Below are 17755 nucleotides of genomic sequence, written 5' to 3' on the forward strand. Positions count from 1 at the left end.
GGTGTGAGTGGTCGTGGGCTTATTCGCCTGCGGCTGGTGCGACAGGTTGGATCGGTGCTGTTTCTTCCACAACGGGTGCAACCTCTTGGGTTGTGCCAACTGTTGCCGGATCAACTTCCGTACTGACGCTGCCGCCCGCAAAGAGCGCGTAAAGCAGAACCAGAACGACAATGACCGCAGCGACAAGGAACCCGATGCCGCTTCCGCTTGACGTGGTAGACTTGGCTTGGCTGAATTCATCCATGATGCGTCCTCCTTTTGAGACAACACCAACATCGCAGCCCCCGTCAAAAAAGGAACATAAGCGGAAATCCCCCTTGATTTTAGGCGATCAGTAGCCATTTCCGCCGATGTCAGTCGGCTAACCGTTGCCGGGGTCGCAAACAAACACGGCAATGCTAACTTAGGTGCATGGAACTGTTGCTTATCGTCATAGGGGGTATCCTCACGACCGCGATCATCTTTATGGTCATCGACGGCGTGCGCGGTGGTTTCCTTGATGAGGATGAAGATGGGCGCGACTGAGCGCTTTGCTTTCCTGAGCACCGTTATCAATGCGCTACCCCTGCCGCTACACTTTCGTCAATGAACTTACCCTCGCGGAAGCGGAACATGCTGAATTCATCTGTCAGCGGTGATTGCCCCTTGGCCATCAGCTCTGCCATGGCCCAGCCTGATCCCGGGATCGCCTTGAACCCGCCTGTTCCCCAGCCGCAGTTCACAAAAACCCCTTCGACCGGCGTTTTCGACAGGATGGGCGAACGGTCGCCGGTCACGTCCACGATCCCGCCCCATTGCCGCAGCATTTTCAGCCGTGCCAGCATTGGGAAGGTTTCGACTAGGGCGCGCACCGTTTCCTCGATATGGTGGAATGATCCGCGCTGGGTGTAGTTGTTATAGCCGTCGGTGCCGCCGCCGATCACCATCTCGCCTTTGTCGGATTGCGACAGATAGCCGTGCACAGTGTTGGCCATTACGACGATATCCATCGCGGGTTTGATCGGCTCTGACACCAGCGCCTGCAACGCGACGCTTTCGATAGGCAACCGAAAGCCCGCCATTTGCGCCATCACGCCAGAGTGGCCCGCTGTGACCATCCCCAGCTTGTCGCAATCGATCGGCCCTTTTGTCGTGTCCACGCCAACCACTTTACCGTCTTTCTGACGCACACCCTGCACTTCGCATTGCTGGATCACATCCATGCCCATGTCAGAGCAGGCCCGGGCATAACCCCAGGCAACGGCATCATGGCGCGCGGTGCCGCCGCGTGCCTGCCACAGGCCACCCAAAACAGGGTAACGCGGGCCGTCGATGTTCATGATCGGGCAAAGCTCTTTTACGCGGGCCGGATCAATCCATTCGGTTTGAACCCCTTGCAGCGCATTGGCATGGGCGGTCCGTTTGTACCCCCGTACCTCATGCTGGGTTTGGGCCAGCATGATCACGCCGCGGGGGCTGAACATGACGTTGTAGTTCAGGTCCTGTGACATCGTCTCATAAAGCGAGCGTGACTTTTCATAGATCGCCGCAGACGGATCTTGCAGATAGTTTGAGCGGATAATCGTGGTGTTGCGCCCGGTATTGCCGCCACCCAGCCACCCTTTTTCAAGGATCGCGACATTGGTGATCCCAAAGTTCTTGCCCAGAAAATACGCCGTCGCCAACCCGTGTCCACCGGCGCCCACGATGATCACATCGTATTTCTTCTTGGGCTCAGGTTTCGCCCATGCCCGGTCCCAACCCGTGTGTTGGCGCATGGCTTCGCGGGCAATGGCAAAGGCGGAATAGCGTTTCATCGGCTTGCAAAATCCTTGTCATATGCGGGCCATACCCACGCATCCTATCTGAACCCTGCGCAGACCCAAGAGGTTCCTCTCAGCGGCGTATATTTCGTCTTTTACGACATGCTGGCGATGTCGTGAATTGTCATGCCGTCGCAGCCCCTTTTCATGGCGCGACAGGGCGTTTATGTCAGCATCAGCAAGGGGACGCGAAGACCTATGATTTTCTGGATTGTTTGCACTGTTATGACAGTGGCCGTGACGGTTTTAATGGTAACGCCTTTGCTGCGCCCGCAAGACGTGGGCGACGACAACCCTGATATCGCAATATACCGCGCGCAATTGGCCGAGATTGATCGCGATCTGGAACGCGATTTGCTCGCCCCTGACGAGGCCGAGCGTGCACGCGCCGAAGTGGCGCGCCGCCTGCTTGCCGCCAACAAAACTGCAAAAGCACCTGATGCGGCCGGGACGCCAACACGCTGGCTTTCAGCGGTCATTGGGGTGGCAATGCTTGGCTTGGGGTTCGGCACTTATTGGGCCATTGGTGCGCCAGGTTACCCCGATTTGCCATTGCAAGCACGCCTTGCGGCAAGCGAGGAAATGCGCCTGAACCGCCCCTCCCAAGATGCATTGGAGGCCGTAGCGCCTGCGCCGCCGCCGGTTGATGTGCCCGATGACTACCGCGAGGCGATTGATCAGTTGCGCATCATCGCGCCGAACCGCCCCGATGATCTTGAAGCCTGGAGCAGGCTGGCCTTTCACGAGGTTGAGTTGCGCAACTATGCCGGTGCCGCAGACGCGCAGGCGCAGGTGATCGCGATCAAAGGCGACGGGGCAGAGGTTGCCGATTTGCAGCGTTTGCTTGACCTGAAAGTTGTGGCCGCAGGTGGTTTGGTGTCACCCGAGGCCGAAGAGGTGATCGGCCAAGTCTTTGAAAAGGACGAACAGAATATAGCGGCCCGCTATTATCTCGGCGCACTTTACAATCAAACCGACCGCCCCGATCTGGCACTGCGCCTGTGGCGCGGCATTATCGAAACCGGCGATCCGAATAACTTCCATATCGCCAGCGCCCGCGCGCAAGTCAGCGACGCGGCCTTTCGGGCCGGTGTTGAATATGCAGTGCCCGAGGCACGAGGCCCGTCGTTTGAACAGATGGACGCCGCACAGGACATGTCACCCGAAGACCGCCAGGCAATGATCGGCGGTATGGTGTCCGGCCTTGCCAGCAGGCTGGCCAACGAAGGCGGCCCGGCGCAGGACTGGGCCCGTTTGATCCGCGCTTACGGTGTTTTGGGCGATCAGGAGGCCGCACGGATGGTCTGGACCGAAGCGCAGCAAGTCTTCGTAAGCAGTATGCGCGGCATGGAAATTCTGACCAATGCAGCCCGTGATGCAGGCGTGCTTGAGGAATGATCTGCAACACGCCTGAGGCATTCGTGGCCGCAATCCCTGAAATGGGCGCGATTGCCGGGCTAGACCTTGGGACCGTCACGATCGGCGTTGCGGTGTCGGACGTGATGCGCTCGGTCGCCACACCACTTGAGACAATCAAACGCAAGAAATTCGGCGTGGATGCGGCAAAACTGCTGGAGCTGACAACACACCGGATGATCACCGGATTGGTGCTGGGTCTGCCGATGAACATGGATGGCTCTGAGGGGCCGCGCTGCCAAGCCACCCGCGCGTTTGCGCGCAATCTTGAAAAGCTGACACCCCTGCCCATCACCTTTTGGGACGAACGCCTATCGACCGTCGCTGCCGAACGCGCGTTGTTAGAGGCGGATACGTCACGCAAACGTCGCGCCGAGGTCATTGACCACGTGGCGGCGGGGTATATCTTGCAAGGCATGCTGGACCGCATGGCGCATCTAAGGAATCAGACGTGACAAAGCCCGAAAATACCGACCACATCTGGGCGCGCGCCGAGATCGAGAGCCCTTGTGTGAAGGTCTGCGTGATTGAACCCAAAAGCCGTCTGTGCACAGGGTGTTTAAGGTCGATTGATGAAATCGGTGGCTGGTCGCGGATGACCGCCGCAGCGCGGTCAGAGGTGATGGATGAATTGCCGTCGCGGGCCGGCAAGATCACGAAACGACGCGGCGGACGGGCCGCACGATTGAAGTAGCAACCGCGGTGGGATGTCGGCAACGTGGGATAAAGCAGGCCTTGACGAGAAGTCGGCCAATGTCTGCTCTCTATGCAACAGACTCTAAGGCATTGTGGTTAGCTCATACCTAATCGCTGACGAACGGGCAGCGGCTTAGAGCTGGGATATCGTGCAAGAGCTGTATTCTTTCGAAGCGGCACAAGTAATACGCCAACAAGCTGAGATATAGAACCACGCAGATGTTGTTTTGGTCTAAATTGACGGACTGGCAGTGTTTGAGCGGAGAGAACCCGCTCAAACACTATTTCGTTTAACGTACCCAGACTTCGACACGGCGGTTCACACGACGACCGCTGTCTGCATCATTACATGCCGCAGGCTCTAGCTCGCTGTAGCCCACAGACGTCAACCTGACCTGGTTGCGGACATCGGCTGGCAGACGCGCCAGAACAGTGGCACGCACAGTGGCAGAGCGATTGTCAGACAACACCTGGTTTGTCGAAAATGAACCAATCGAATCTGTGAAGCCTGCAAAGATCACTTCAGACGGACGTTCCGCAATGATGTAATCCGCAATACGACGGACATCGGCTTGTGAACGCACGTCCAACCGGCTTGATCCCAATGCAAAACGGAAGTTCGTGGACAACCGCTCCGTGGATTGCAAGTCGCGGATCAGATCGCGCAGGCGTCGCAGTTCAGTCGCGTCATCGGTATCAAACATCTGTGCTTGAGCGCGTTCAATATTCGCGGTTTGCGGCGCAGCAATCACACCAAGGTCGATGAACCCGGCCTTACGGACAAGATCATCAAGGCTTTCATCATCAAGGAAATCGAGGAATTCACGCGCTTCAGGTGATACAGAAGCCCGGTTGTAGGCGTAGAACCGGCGCTGCATGATGTATTCTTCTGTCTTGATCGTGAAGATAGACGGCGTGTTGACGATCCCACAGCTAGAAGCAACAGGCACAGCACGGGTGTCGCGCTTGTTGGCAAACGGAACAACACCGATGCCAAACGGGTCGGCTGCGATCTTGCTGGTCATCTCGCTCATGGTTTGGATGACATTGATATTATCGCCCAATTCCTTATCGGCAGGCTCCAGAACAAGCTCGTCGACATAGTGGATCGCGGCATTCGCCTCGTCGAAGGAATAGACATTGATATCAGCATTCGGGCCACCAATCTCTGCCCAATTGTTGATTTCACCGGCAAAAATGCGGGAAATGTCGTCGACGTTAATCTGCGGAATCGGATTCTCGGTTGATACGGCAACCACGAGGCCTTCAACCGCGAGAACACGTTCTTGTCCGGCATCGGTGATAATGCCACCGCCGCCTTCTGCGACTTCTGCGATGTCATCCTCTTCGGCCGGCTCATCAAGGAAGATGATCTCAACATCGCCTTCGGACAGTTCCTCGATCGCTTCCTCTTCTTCCTCGATCACGACACCGTAACGCCGCACATCTTCACCGTCGGCGGTGCGTAGACGGATATCAATCAGATCCTCGATCTCATCATCATCGTCGTCGTCATCATCTGACCGCGCATCATCGTCGTCATCGTCGTCGTCCTCTGGACCACCGGGCAATGGTCGGCCGATGTCGTCAGGCAAGGGTTGGCCAAAGGCATCTGTCGTCGTCACGGTTGCTTCAAAGCGGTCTGCAAGGCCCTGCGCAATCACGGGCAACAACTGATCTGCAATCCCTGCGGAGGCGATCATCTCAAACGTGAAATCAATATCGGCGGCGATTTCATCGTTATCATCATCATCGTCGCCCTCAAGCACCTTACAGCCTTCGCCCGTGCACGTCACCTGTGAACGCACAATACGCAGCGGCCCCAAATCAGAGTTAACAATGATTGTCTCATCATCGAACGCAGCGATCTCTCCGTTGATTTGAACTCTGCCATCAGCGGACCGCAGCGTCACTTCCTCTGCGGACGCTTGAGCCCCCATAATTTGCATTGCTACTATCGCCGGAATGAGGATTGTTTTTTTGCGCAGTTCGAGCGGGCGAACGGCGAAGCCCTTTGAATCTTTGATAACCATCAGATCATTCACTTTCTTGTGTACAACACGTCGTTCTAACCCAAAAAAATGTTTTAAACAGGACATTATGTAGGATTTAGGAGGTGCCACAACATGACCTTGGATTTAAAGCTATTTGACTTCAAATCTGACATGATTTGACCACAAATTCACCGTGAAGACGGTAGCTGCCATTCATTCACCGCGCGGTATCAGGAACTCTGGGCGCAATGCAGTCATGCGCTTATCTCACCATCAGCGGGCCGCAAACACAAAGCACCTATCACGCCGGATCATCAGCCAAAGCGGCATGCCCGGCTTGGGCAGGAACACCGATGGCACAACCGCTTTCAGGATGGACCCGTCAAAATCCATGCGAAACTCTACCAGACTGGACGCCCCCATGAACCGTGCCCTCTCGACCACGCCGCGCGCGGCCGTTCCATCGACGGAGGTTGGATTGGGCCCGCGCCCACCGCGATCAAAGTCGATCTTGATGTGTTGCGGGCGGATCACGATATCAACTTCTGTGCCATCCGGTACGCCGGGTGCCAGAAACTGACCAAATGGCGTATCCGTCAAAGCGCCTTGAACTTTACCCTTGATCACATTGATATCACTAAAGAAAGCAGATGCCTCCAGATCAACCGGCGCGTTATAGATGTTGTAAGGCGCGCCCCGCTGCACGATCCTTCCGTCCCGCATCAAAGCGATCTCATCTGCCATGCGCATCGCCTCGCCCGGCTCGTGCGTGACCAGCAACACGGCCGTGCCTTCGCTTTTGAGCACTTCGAGCGTTTCGTCACGGATGTCATCGCGCAAGCGGTCATCAAGACCGGAAAACGGCTCATCCATCAGCATGATTTGCGGGCGCGGCGCCAAGGCGCGGGCCAGCGCGACGCGCTGCTGTTCGCCACCTGAGAGCTGATGCGGATAGTCCGCGATATGGGCGGACATACCGACTTTTGCCAGCAGTTCATGCACGCGGTCAGTGACTTTGCCACCATTGAGGCCAAAGGCCACGTTCTGCGCCACAGTCAGGTGGGGAAACAAAGCAAAATCCTGAAACATCAGCCCGATATTGCGCTGTTCCGGCGGCAGCCGATAAACCGTATCACAGACCAGTTTGCCATCTACATGGATGGTCCCACTGTCCTGCATTTCGACCCCCGCGACGATGCGCAGCGTCGTGGATTTCCCGCAGCCCGACGGCCCTAGCAAGCAAGTTACCTGACCGGGCATCACCGTCAGGTTGACATCATCGACCACCCGGCGGCCGCCAAAGTCTTTGACGATGTTCTTGATCTCAAGGCGGGGGGCTTGCATAGGCGGGGCGTCATCCCTGACGAAAACATTAAGGTATAGCGGACCTAACAATACTTAGGCGGCGGGGCAAGGTCAGGTCAGTACGAAAGGCAGGCTTGCCACCACACGCCCGTTGACCTGAGCATGAAGTCGGTGCGGGCCGGGATAGAGCCGAAATGTCGTGGCGTTGTCTTTGAAGACATGGCGTTTGGTCAAAACAAGCGGAACCCCACCTTTGGCATTGACCACTTTCAGCTTAAAGACCTTCGGCGCGTGTGCGCCATTGGCCTTCATGAAATCAATGACATAATCAACGATCAATGAGGCATCGGTCTTTGGGGTAATCGTCATGCGGACTTCAGCGGCATCCCCCCGCGCAACCGTGTCAGGAGTGACAGCCAGCTCTGTCACGCTGAGTTTGACATTGTGGTCATACCCCAGATGCGCCATCGCCCCCGCATGCCCCGCTTTGATCAGGCCGCGCAGTGCATGTTTGCGCATCCAATCCAGTTCTTTTTCATCCTGCGTTCCAGCTATCTGCCAGGCAGACAGCCGATCAATCACCGCCTCTGGATCAGTCTTGGCGATATCGTTCAAATGATTGGCGACCGATCGCGTGACGAACCTTGTCGGATCACCATGCAATTGATCAAGCAAAGGAAGGGTTTGCGCCGGCGTCAGCCCAACGGCCTGACCCCAAGGCAGTTTGGGCCGGGTCCCTTCACTGACCAAGCGGCGCACATGATAGCTGTCATGACATACCCAATCGTCCTGCATCCGCGCCAAAGTTTCATCAGGCCATCGGTTGAGGAACGCCCGAACCGAGAATTCCATGGAAAACCGTTGTGTGAGCGCAGCAAGCATATCCAGCGAAAGTGCCAAATGTGATTCCAACCCGTGGTTTTCGACATAAACGCCCAAAGGCGCATAGATAAAGTGGCCGAAATCATTGTCACTTAAGTCTGGATCCAAAGGTGGGGGCAATGCCCGCAAAATAGCATCGCAAGCGCTCGGAAAATCGTCTGACAGGTAGTCAGCCAAAACCTGAGCAATCAGATTGATCCGCTCTTTAAGGGCCAAGGGACCCATCTGCGCAACTACGTCCTTCACGAAAGCGGCGGACGCAAAGACGCCCGCCTCTTCAAAGTGCTGCCCCAACTGCCCCACGGTTGTGGGATTGAATAGCTGATCGTTGAGGCTGAACGTCTTGGCCATCAGATGGTTGCGTTGATCGCGCCACCATCCAGTACGATGTTTTGGCCAACGATAAAGCCCGCATGTTGCGAACACAGGAATGCACACATCGCACCAAACTCTTCCTTTGTGCCATAGCGACGCGCCGGGATCGTGGCTTCTCGCTGTGCTTTTGCCTGCGCCATGTCAATCCCTTGCGCCTTCGATACACCGGTATCAAGGCTGACGGCGCGGTCTGTCGCATGGATGCCGGGCAACATGTTGTTCACATTGACGCCAAACTGCGCGACCTGACGCGCGGTACCGGCTGCATATCCGGTCAGACCGGCGCGCGCCGAATTCGACAGGCCCAGTTGCGGGATCGGCGCTTTCACCGATCCGGATGTGATATTCACCACCCTGCCCCAGCCTTTGTCGATCATGCCGGGCATCAGCGCCTTCATCAGCGCAATGGGGGCCAGCATATTGGCATCTAATGCGGCAATGAAATCATCCCGGTCCCAATCAGACCACATCCCCGGAGGCGGGCCACCTGCGTTATTGACCAAGATGTCAACGCCTTTGGCGGCCTCCAAAAGGGCCGCGCGCCCATCTTCGGTCGCGACATCCGCAGCCACCGCGACAACATCAACGCCGTAGGTGCTGCGAATATGCTCCGCAGTTGCCTCCAACGCCTCGGCGCCGCGTCCGTTCAGCACAAGGTTCACACCCGCCTCGGCCAAAGCTTCGGCACAACCGCGCCCCAGACCTTTTGATGATGCACAGACAAGTGCGCGCTTCCCTTTGATCCCCAGATCCATGATGCAGTCCCTTCTTTAATCTTCGTTCCCGGGCAGACCTAGCACTGCACCTTACGTTGGGCAAATCATCATCGCGGCGCTTCGGGGTTGGCGGCGCAGGCTGCCACGTGTAATCCCATAAGCCATGACCGCACGCCCGCTCACAATTGATGTTTACCCCGCCGCGCTGGTGATCGCGAGCGATGGTGTGATGAAAGGTGAGCCACTGTCCTTTGCGGATGAATTGGTGATGGATGACGTGTTTCAGATCACCGCAGGCGCGCAGATGACAGCGCTGGATCTGATGTCAGATGCCACAGGTCTGCATCGCACGCACGCGGGCGAAAACATCGTACACCTCGATTGTTGCCTGACGCTGATGGCCCCCGACGGCAGCACGCATGAGGCGCTGATCCTTGTTGAGGTCGAAGACGATACCGTGGCCGAGATTTTTCTGTTGCCGCTGGGTGAACTGCGCTCAGGCGTCGACTATCGGCTCGTCGGCGTCGCACGCCACACCGCCACCCGCCGCTTTGCCGAAGCCGCCAGCGGGTCCTTTGCTCGGGGCACCAATATATCTATGGCCGATGGCAAGATGCGCGCAATTGAGACGCTTCAGGCCGGTGACATGGTGCTGACCCGCGACGCTGGCAAGCAACCCATTCGGTTCATCACGCAAGCCACCTTGCGCGCCACCGGCAGCTTTGCCCCTGTCGTGATCACCAAAGGGGCCTTGCACAATGACAATGACCTTGTGGTGCGCCCCGACCATCGCCTGTTCATTTACCAACGCGAAGATCAACTGGGGGCCGGACGCTCCGAGGTTTTGATCAAAGCCCGGCATCTGATTGACCACAGTACGGTCGTGCGGCGACGCGGTGGATTTATCGACTACTTTCAGCTGATCTTTGATGACCATCACATCATCTATGCCGAAGGGATCGCTGCCGAATCCCATTTGATTGATCCCCGCACCCGCCATGCGTTGCCCAAGGGCGTATCATCCCCCGATCATGCCCATCGCCCGCATCTGGATTATGAGGTCAAAGATACCTTGATCCGCGCCGACCAGACGGCAACGCTTTTGCGCAAAGCCTCTGCCCGCTAGCGGCACCGCTCAGGGCATTGCAGGCACTTCGCCGATCACCACGATCGTGCCGTCGCGCACCTCTCCATTTTGGGTGATGTCTGTTTCAAGATCTGCTGCGGCAAACGCCCCGACCGGGTTCCCCAGAAACGCACCCTGCATGCGCCCGCTCAATGCCAGCACATCGCCCGCGTTCGTCAGCGCGCCCGCATAGTCCAACCCCAGATCAGCCCCGGCCAAATCTGCGCTCAGATCAATCACGCCAGCGTAATCCACCACGGCCCCAGCCGCGTTATTGCCAAAGAAGTTGTTCAACGTACCCGTGCCGTCCTGCGTATCAAAACGCATCTCAAGATTGGCATCTCCGAACAACACCAGCGGATCAGCACCCGTTTCAACCCGCAAGGTGGCAGACCCGGCGAAGGCCATCGTTCCCATGGTCGGCAGATTTTCTAACTGTGTCATATCCATCGCAGGGACACCCGCGCCGGGGTTGCCCAGCACGCGGGTTTTCTGCGCCTCATAGATATCAAGCCGGGCAAGCCGCGGATCAATCCCGCTGCCGCCTCCGCCGCCACCCCCGCCGCCACAGGCAGCGAGGCAAAGCAGCAGAGCTATCGCTGTCGCATGTTGTTTCATCAAAGACCCCCGCAGCCCTAGCTAGCGATAATTCCCAAATCTTCGGTTAAGCCGCGCCACATGATTGCCCTTTGCGCCCCAACCGCATAAAGCGAACCCCATGACAAATCGCTCCGAACTCCCCCCTGAAATCGCTCGCCGCCGGACATTCGCGATCATCTCGCACCCGGACGCAGGCAAGACGACGCTCACCGAAAAGTTCCTGCTATATGGTGGCGCCATCCAGATGGCCGGACAGGTGCGCGCAAAAGGCGAGGCGCGGCGGACGCGGTCGGATTTTATGCAGATGGAAAAGGACCGGGGGATTTCGGTATCCGCCTCGGCCATGTCGTTTGATTTTGAGAAATATCGCTTCAATCTGGTGGACACGCCCGGCCACTCGGACTTTTCCGAAGACACCTATCGCACACTGACGGCTGTTGACGCCGCTGTCATGGTGATTGACGGGGCCAAGGGCGTGGAAAGCCAGACTCAAAAGCTGTTCGAGGTCTGCCGCCTGCGCGATCTGCCAATCCTGACGTTTTGTAACAAGATGGACCGCGAAAGCCGCGATACGTTTGAGATTATTGATGAAATTCAGGAAAACCTAGCGATTGATGTCACCCCAGCTTCTTGGCCCATCGGGGTCGGTCGCGAATTCATGGGCTGCTATGACATCCTGCGCGACAAGCTGGAGATCATGGACCGCGCCGACCGCAACAAGGTCGCCGAAAGCATCCAGATCAGTGGCTTGGATGACCCGAAACTGGCCGAACATGTGCCTGCGCATCTGCTTGAGAAATTCCTTGAAGAGATCGAAATGGCCAAGGAGTTGCTGCCAACGCTTGACCCTGTGTCGCTGTTGAATGGCTCCATGACGCCGATTTGGTTCGGCTCTGCGATGAACTCTTTCGGGGTCAAGGAACTGATGGATGGGCTGGCCACCTATGGCCCCGAACCACAGGTACAAACCGCCCAGCCCCGCAATATCGCCCCTGAAGAAAAGAGCGTGACCGGCTTTGTCTTCAAAGTCCAAGCCAACATGGACCCCAAGCACCGCGACCGGGTGGCGTTTGTGCGCCTTGCCTCGGGCCATTTTGAACGCGGCATGAAGCTGACGCATGTTCGTTCCAAAAAGCAGATGGCTATCACGAACCCGGTGCTGTTCCTTGCTGCTGACCGCGAGTTGGCCGAAGAAGCATGGGCCGGCGACATCATCGGCATCCCCAACCACGGGCAATTGCGCATTGGCGACACACTTACCGAAGGCGAGGCGATCCGCGTCTCCGGCATCCCGTCCTTTGCGCCGGAACTGCTGCAAACCTGCCGTGCGGGTGATCCGATGAAAGCGAAACACCTTGAAAAGGCCCTGATGCAATTCGCCGAGGAAGGCGCCGCCAAGGTCTTTAAACCCACATTCGGGTCCGGTTTTATCGTCGGTGTTGTGGGTGCGCTGCAATTCGAGGTGCTCGCCAGCCGGATCGAAATGGAATACGGGCTGCCGGTGCGTTTTGAGGCGTCACAATTCACCTCCGCTCGTTGGGTGGCCGGTGACAAGGACGCTGTCGATAAATTCAGCGAGGCGAACAAACAACACATCGCCACGGACAACGACGGGGACACTGTTTACCTGACGCGGCTGCAATGGGACATCGACCGGGTCGCGCGGGACTACCCGGATGTGACGTTGACGGCGACGAAAGAAATGATGGTGTAGGGAGAGGCGTTTGAGCGACGAAACCGAAACTTTCCCCGGCGGTATCGTGTCCTTGCTTGCGCAATACCAAAAGCGCCGCGCGTTGCTGACCGGTGCGGACCTGCCACCACCGGATGTGGATTTCAATGCACTGGCCGCCATGCCCCTGCCCCCGCAAGACCTGCCGCGTCCGGATGGCCTTACCCGTGTCGAAAAGAAACGGCACATGCTCTTGGGCGAACTGACGGGCCATAGCGAATTAGCGCTACTGCATGGGTTGCTGATCTCACATTTGCGCAAACACACTTACCCCGATGGCGCGCCTGCGCTTTTCCTGCGGCTTTGGGCCGAGCAAGAAGACTGGCTTTTGCAAAATCTACCTACCCGGTGGCTTATCTCTGCGGTGATCACATTCGCTGAGCACGGGGTGACAGAAGCCGACCGCAACCTTGCTGCCCGCATGAACATGCTGTTTTCGCTAATGAAAATCTATGAAGCAGAACGCGCATTTTCCGGCAAAGCCCCGCAAGACCCGTTCCGCACCCAAGACCGCAACAAATCACCCATGCCCATGAACATGAAGGATTTTTCCGTCCTACAAGGCGATCTTGAGGCGCATCTACTTGCACCTCTCTGGCGCGATGCCGAAAAAGCGCCCGCCATTGGCAATCTGACCCGCCATCTGCTGACCACGTTGAACACCGACGACGGTACTGTATTTCGCCGCTTTGCACTGATGCGGGCGAAGGCAGCAAAACTGCCCTCAACTTGACGCACACCGCCTTATCCGGTATCGGCACTTACGGCCTGCAAAGGCCCACGACGCGGGACGCTCGGAACAATGCGTCCTTTCACAGATTGCGGACCGAATCCGCATACATAGGACGTATATGATTAAGTTTTCTGATTTGAACCTTGCCCCCAAGGTTCTCAAAGCTGTAGCTGAAACCGGCTACGACACACCCACACCTATTCAAGCGGGTGCTATCGCCCCTGCCCTTGAAGGCCGCGACGTTTTGGGCATCGCCCAAACTGGCACCGGCAAAACCGCCGCCTTTACGCTGCCGATGATCACCCTTTTGGGCCGTGGGCGTGCGCGGGCACGCATGCCGCGATCGCTAGTGCTGGCACCGACGCGCGAATTGGCCGCCCAAGTGGCCGAGAACTTCGATACCTATGCCAAATACACCAAGCTATCGCGCGCCCTGCTGATTGGCGGCACCAGCTTTAAGGATCAGGACAAGATCATCGACAAAGGCGTCGATGTGCTGATCGCGACCCCTGGTCGTCTGCTGGACCACCTTGAGCGTGGCAAGCTGATCCTGACGGACGTGAAAATCATGGTCGTGGATGAGGCCGACCGCATGCTCGACATGGGGTTCATCCCCGATATCGAAGAGATTTTCAAACGCACGCCGTTTACGCGCCAGACGCTGTTTTTCAGTGCGACTATGGCGCCAGAGATTGAGCGGATCACCAATACTTTCCTGTCGAACCCTGCCAAAATCGAAGTGGCCCGTGCCGCGACGACGAACGTGAACATCAAGCAAGGTGTTGTGATGTTCAAAGGGTCGGCAAAGCCCAAAGAGCCGTCTGAAAAGCGTGAGTTATTGCGCAAATTGATTGATGCCGAAGGCGACGCCTGCACCAACGCGATTATCTTCTGTAACCGCAAGTCAGACGTCGATATTGTCGCTAAGTCATTGAATAAATACGGCTATGACGCGGCCCCGATCCACGGCGATCTGGACCAAAGCCACCGCACACGCACGCTGGAAGGGTTCCGCGACAACAAATTGCGCTTTCTTGTGGCCTCTGACGTGGCCGCGCGTGGGCTGGACATCCCCGCCGTGACCCACGTCTTTAACTTTGATGTGCCCAGCCACGCCGAAGACTACGTGCACCGCATTGGGCGCACCGGTCGTGCGGGCCGGTCCGGTGTTGCGATCATGATTTGCGTACCAAGGGATGAGAAGAACCTTGAGGACGTGGAACGTCTGGTCAAAACAACGATCCCACGTTTGGAGCTGCCGGGCGGCAAAACAGCGGCCCCGACCGCGGCTGAGCTAGAAAAGACCGAAGAAAAGCCCAAGCGGACACGCAGCCGAAGCCGCAAGAAAGACGACGCCCCAGCGGCGAAAGTCGAGGCGTCGAAGGTTGAAGAAGCCAAACCCGCTGAAGCGCCGAAGACAGAGGTGAATGCCGAAGAAAAGCCCCGCCAAGAACGCACACGCGGTGGACGCGGACGCGGGCCAGACCGCCGGGACAATGGCCCGAAGGTTGTGGGTATGGGTGACGAGCCGCCCGCGTTTATCGCAATGAGCTTTGCGGAGCGGGCGAAGGGGTAGACGAAAAGCTTACGGCTTGGGTAAAGCAAAGCGGCGAAGGTATTCAGGTTGGAATGGTTCCTAGAGGCATTTACCAAACTATTGTTCTTGAACGCCTTTATCTCGTTCTTTTATGCGTTTTATTACCAAATCAAAGTGGGTCATGCTTTGAACAAAGAAGTGGCGCACCTCAGCGGCATGGACAAATACAATGTGTCATATTCGAACTTCTCACTGTTCTTGTCCGGCCAGGTTTTGCCCGATTTATGCAGGAAATGGCTAAGGGCCGTCAAATGGGTTGTCGTTAGCTACTTCTTGTTGTTTGCATTTGCAGGCGTCGCTGCGCTCTTTGATTAGAGTTTTCGGCGGTCCATAAGCCTCGTACCCTACCCCAACCGCGACACAATCACTGTCACCTCTGGCTTTTTCCCGATCTCGCCCTGCGCTGACTTGCGCGCAATCGTCTTGAGCTCTTTTTCCAGCTTCACATCGTCGCGCAACGTCTTGGCATTGGCGCGGTTCATGAATTGGCTCAGGTCTTCTTCCACCACATCGACCAAGGCTGCGTTGTTGCGCCCTGTTTCGGCCAGACCTGATATCTCAACCCAAGGATCACCCAACGGTTCGTCATTTTCGTCGATGATCAGCGTCACGATCAAATGCCCGTTCATCGCCATACGAATCCGGTCGCGCACGATGCCGTCCATTGCACCCACTTGCACGGACCCATCCAGATAGGTGCGCCCGGTGTCGATGTACTCGGCCACGGTCGGTTGGTTGCCCGACAGATCAATCATCATCCCGTTCACAGCCACAATGCCTGACAGACCCGAGGCTGCACCAAGTTTCACGTGCTCGCGCAGATGCCGGTGTTCGCCATGCATCGGGATCAGCGTTTGGGGTTTGGTAATCTGGTGCAGGCGCTCCAGATCCGGCCGGTTCGCGTGGCCCGATACGTGATATTTGCCGCCTGCGTCATCGACGACATCAACGCCCAGTTCGGAAAGCTGGTTCATGATGCGGATCACGCCGCGCTCGTTACCGGGGATGGTTTTGGAGGAAAACAGGAAGGTATCCCCGTCCTTCAGCTTGATCCCCATATAGTTGCCTTGCGCCAGTTGGGCCGATGCCGCACGGCGTTCGCCTTGGCTGCCGGTCACCAGCAACATCACGTTTTCACGCGGCATTTGCAGCGCGTCTTCGGGCGAGACGACCGATGGGAACCCTTTCAGAATGCCCACTTCGGTCGCTGCCTCGACCATGCGGCGCATGGCCCGGCCCAAAAGCACAACCGAGCGGTCGGCCTTTTGTGCGGCAATCGCAAGTGTTTTCAGGCGCGCAATGTTGGAGGCGAATGTGGTCGCGACAACCATGCCGGACGCCTCTTTCATCATCTCGGCAATCGCATCCCCGATGGAGGCCTCGGACCGCCCCGGTTCCTGCGAGAACACATTGGTGCTGTCGCAGATCAGCGCCTTGACGCCATCCTTTGAAACCTCTTCCCAAAGTGCTTCGTTCCAAGGGTCACCCACCACTGGGGTTTCGTCGATTTTGAAATCGCCTGAGTGCAAAACGCGCCCTTCTGGCGTGTCGATCAGCAGGCCCGCACTTTCGGGGATGGAGTGGCTGATCGGCAGGTAGGACACAGTCATCGGGCCGCATTTGATCATCTCGGGATAGACGCCAACAACTTTGACCACGCTTTCGGGATGCCCGTGTTCGTCCAGTTTGCGCCGCGCGATGTTCGCGGTGAATGGCCGCGCATAGACGGGTGCGCCCAGCTGTTCCCAATAGTGCCCGATGGCGCCGACGTGGTCTTCGTGGGCGTGGGTGATGAAGATACCCTCGATCTGTGCTTTGCGCGCTTTCAGCCACGAAATATCAGGCAGGATCAAGTCCACCCCAGGGGTGCCGTCCATATCAGGGAAAGTCACGCCCAGATCGACCACGATCAGCCGCTCTTTGCCCGGTGCGCCATAGCCATAAACATAGGCATTCATGCCGATTTCACCGGCGCCCCCAAGAGGCAGGTAGATCAGGCGGTCGGTCATGTATTTTCCTTGTTATACTTATGGATCACGGTCAGCCCGTGGATCGTCAAGTCGTCTTCAAATGCATCAAACAGCGGTTCAGACTGTTGAAAAAGCGGGGCCAGGCCACCCGTGGAAATTACCTTCATCGGCACACCACGCTCGGCCTTGATCCGCGCACATATCTCGCGGACCAATCCGATGTAACCCCAAAAGACACCTGATTGCATGCAGGCCACGGTATTGGTGCCAATGACCGCCTGTGGTTTGGAAATATCGACATGCGGCAAGGCGGCAGCGGCGTTGTGCAGCGCCTCAAGCGATAGGTTCACACCGGGGGCGATCACGCCGCCGACATAGGCCCCGTCTTCGGCCACAACGTCAAAGGTGGTTGCCGTCCCGAAATCGACCACAATCAGATTGCCGCCATGCCGGTCATAAGCCCCAGCAGTGTTGACCAAGCGGTCCGGGCCGACTTGTGTGCCTTCATCGACGCGAGGGTTCGCTGGCAGCAGGCAGTCGGATTTGCCTACGACCATCGGGCGGCAGTTATAATAGCGATCCGCCAACACACGCAGGTTAAAGACCACCCGTGGCACGGTGGAGCTCACGATAACCTCGTCAATGGCGACATCGACATTTTCAAACCGCATCAGCGTCGACAACCAGACGTAATACTGGTCGGCCGTGCGCTGCCACTCGGTACTGGTCCGCCATGTGGCGATGAACTGTTCACCGTCCCAGATGGAAAACACAGTATTGGTATTGCCGCAGTCGATGGCGAGAAGCATTG

Annotated in this window: 17 protein-coding genes; 8 read left to right on the top strand and 9 right to left on the bottom strand. The window is 57.3% G+C overall.

The annotated features are described in order from the left end of the window. Positions 1 to 19 precede the first annotated feature (19 nt). Positions 20 to 244 carry a hypothetical protein gene (locus MWU60_RS04845; protein ID WP_247225993.1) on the bottom strand — a complete coding sequence of 75 codons (225 nt, stop codon included), beginning with the start codon at positions 242 to 244 and terminating at the stop codon, positions 20 to 22. Between the two features lie 307 nt (positions 245 to 551). Then, positions 552 to 1796: a sarcosine oxidase subunit beta family protein gene (locus MWU60_RS04850; protein ID WP_247225994.1), complete on the bottom strand. Its 1245-nt coding sequence runs from the start codon at positions 1794 to 1796 to the stop codon at positions 552 to 554. A gap of 204 nt (positions 1797 to 2000) precedes the next feature. On the opposite strand from MWU60_RS04850, the gene ccmI reads away from it, so the two are divergent. Genes ccmI through MWU60_RS04865 form a run of 3 tightly spaced genes read left to right on the top strand, consistent with a single transcriptional unit; the run spans position 2001 to position 3912 of the window. After that, a complete protein-coding gene (ccmI, locus tag MWU60_RS04855; RefSeq protein ID WP_281493188.1) occupies positions 2001 to 3200 on the top strand; it encodes a c-type cytochrome biogenesis protein CcmI in 1200 nt (399 codons plus the stop codon). Beyond that, the gene (gene ruvX / locus MWU60_RS04860) at positions 3197 to 3673 is read left to right on the top strand and encodes a Holliday junction resolvase RuvX (protein WP_247225996.1); all 477 of its coding nucleotides are present in this window, start codon (positions 3197 to 3199) and stop codon (positions 3671 to 3673) included. The genes ccmI and ruvX overlap by 4 nt, the downstream gene beginning before the upstream one ends. After that, entirely contained in the window at positions 3670 to 3912 is a 243-nt protein-coding gene (locus MWU60_RS04865) for a DUF1289 domain-containing protein (RefSeq protein WP_247225997.1), read from the top strand. The genes ruvX and MWU60_RS04865 overlap by 4 nt, the downstream gene beginning before the upstream one ends. 292 nt (positions 3913 to 4204) lie before the next feature. On the opposite strand, the gene MWU60_RS04870 is transcribed toward MWU60_RS04865, so the two are convergent. The 4 genes from MWU60_RS04870 to MWU60_RS04885 all read right to left on the bottom strand — a co-directional run bounded on the left by MWU60_RS04870 (position 4205) and on the right by MWU60_RS04885 (position 9225). Continuing rightward, positions 4205 to 5947 (bottom strand): phosphate ABC transporter substrate-binding/OmpA family protein, encoded by a 1743-nt coding sequence (locus MWU60_RS04870; protein ID WP_247225998.1) that lies wholly within the window; start codon positions 5945 to 5947, stop codon positions 4205 to 4207. Between the two features lie 234 nt (positions 5948 to 6181). Beyond that, positions 6182 to 7252 carry an ABC transporter ATP-binding protein gene (locus tag MWU60_RS04875; protein ID WP_247225999.1) on the bottom strand — a complete coding sequence of 357 codons (1071 nt, stop codon included), beginning with the start codon at positions 7250 to 7252 and terminating at the stop codon, positions 6182 to 6184. A gap of 72 nt (positions 7253 to 7324) precedes the next feature. Next, a complete protein-coding gene (locus MWU60_RS04880; RefSeq protein ID WP_247226000.1) occupies positions 7325 to 8446 on the bottom strand; it encodes a hypothetical protein in 1122 nt (373 codons plus the stop codon). After that, the gene (locus tag MWU60_RS04885) at positions 8446 to 9225 is read right to left on the bottom strand and encodes an SDR family oxidoreductase (protein ID WP_247226001.1); all 780 of its coding nucleotides are present in this window, start codon (positions 9223 to 9225) and stop codon (positions 8446 to 8448) included. The genes MWU60_RS04880 and MWU60_RS04885 overlap by 1 nt, the downstream gene beginning before the upstream one ends. A gap of 124 nt (positions 9226 to 9349) precedes the next feature. Here MWU60_RS04885 and MWU60_RS04890 point away from each other — a divergent pair, with 124 nt between their 5' ends. Then, entirely contained in the window at positions 9350 to 10312 is a 963-nt protein-coding gene (locus MWU60_RS04890) for a Hint domain-containing protein (RefSeq protein ID WP_247226002.1), read from the top strand. A 9-nt stretch (positions 10313 to 10321) separates the two neighbouring features. Here MWU60_RS04890 and MWU60_RS04895 read toward each other — a convergent pair whose 3' ends face one another. Then, positions 10322 to 10930, bottom strand: coding sequence for a hypothetical protein (locus MWU60_RS04895; protein WP_247226003.1), 609 nt, complete (start codon positions 10928 to 10930; stop codon positions 10322 to 10324). Between the two features lie 100 nt (positions 10931 to 11030). On the opposite strand from MWU60_RS04895, the gene MWU60_RS04900 reads away from it, so the two are divergent. The 4 genes from MWU60_RS04900 (at position 11031) to MWU60_RS04915 (ending at position 15289) form a co-directional block, all read left to right on the top strand. Next, positions 11031 to 12626: a peptide chain release factor 3 gene (locus MWU60_RS04900; RefSeq protein ID WP_247226004.1), complete on the top strand. Its 1596-nt coding sequence runs from the start codon at positions 11031 to 11033 to the stop codon at positions 12624 to 12626. A gap of 10 nt (positions 12627 to 12636) precedes the next feature. Further along, on the top strand, positions 12637 to 13377 hold the full coding sequence (locus tag MWU60_RS04905; RefSeq protein WP_247226005.1) for a hypothetical protein: 741 nt from the start codon (positions 12637 to 12639) through the stop codon (positions 13375 to 13377). Positions 13378 to 13495: 118 nt separating this feature from the next. Further along, the gene (locus MWU60_RS04910) at positions 13496 to 14953 is read left to right on the top strand and encodes a DEAD/DEAH box helicase (protein WP_247226006.1); all 1458 of its coding nucleotides are present in this window, start codon (positions 13496 to 13498) and stop codon (positions 14951 to 14953) included. 48 nt (positions 14954 to 15001) lie between these two features. Next, positions 15002 to 15289, top strand: a complete 288-nt coding sequence (locus tag MWU60_RS04915; protein WP_247226007.1) for a hypothetical protein — start codon at positions 15002 to 15004, stop codon at positions 15287 to 15289. A gap of 29 nt (positions 15290 to 15318) precedes the next feature. Here MWU60_RS04915 and MWU60_RS04920 read toward each other — a convergent pair whose 3' ends face one another. Further along, the gene (locus MWU60_RS04920; protein WP_247226008.1) at positions 15319 to 16983 is read right to left on the bottom strand and encodes a ribonuclease J; all 1665 of its coding nucleotides are present in this window, start codon (positions 16981 to 16983) and stop codon (positions 15319 to 15321) included. Further along, positions 16980 to 17753, bottom strand: a complete 774-nt coding sequence (locus MWU60_RS04925; RefSeq protein ID WP_247226009.1) for a type III pantothenate kinase — start codon at positions 17751 to 17753, stop codon at positions 16980 to 16982. The genes MWU60_RS04920 and MWU60_RS04925 overlap by 4 nt, the downstream gene beginning before the upstream one ends. Between the last annotated feature and the right edge of the window lie 2 nt (positions 17754 to 17755).

This window comes from Yoonia sp. F2084L (genome assembly GCF_023015625.1).
Classification (GTDB): domain Bacteria; phylum Pseudomonadota; class Alphaproteobacteria; order Rhodobacterales; family Rhodobacteraceae; genus Yoonia.